Consider the following 300-nt stretch of genomic DNA (forward strand, 5'->3'; position numbering starts at 1 on the left):
GCTGCTTGGAACAGACCATGCTCCCGGTGTACTTATCAAGATACGCCTGTATCATCCCGGCTTTGGTGTCCTCCGGCATAAAATCCCGCTGGTGTTCTTTGAGATACCGCTGCATGGCAGGGCTGAAAGCCAGCTTGAACCTGCCGCTTCTGTAAATTTCCATCGCTTCTGCCCACATCTGCTCGATATAGGCTCTGGAAGCGGCTTCGTCCTCCAAAATGTGAACCTCGGCTTGCTCCGGGTACACCATGACGGGGATAAAGCGGCGGTTGCCGGAACGGTCAAGGGGCAGGAAGTCAA

Annotated in this window: 1 protein-coding gene; it reads right to left on the reverse strand. The window is 55.0% G+C overall.

Features of this window, described 5'->3' with window-relative positions:
• The coding region (locus tag LJE09_RS19340) for a virulence-associated E family protein (protein WP_227311636.1) at positions 1 to 300 on the reverse strand (300 nt) is incomplete at both ends.

Source organism: Blautia sp. DFI.3.45 (genome assembly GCF_020593505.1).
Lineage (GTDB): Bacteria > Bacillota > Clostridia > Lachnospirales > Lachnospiraceae > Blautia_A > Blautia_A wexlerae.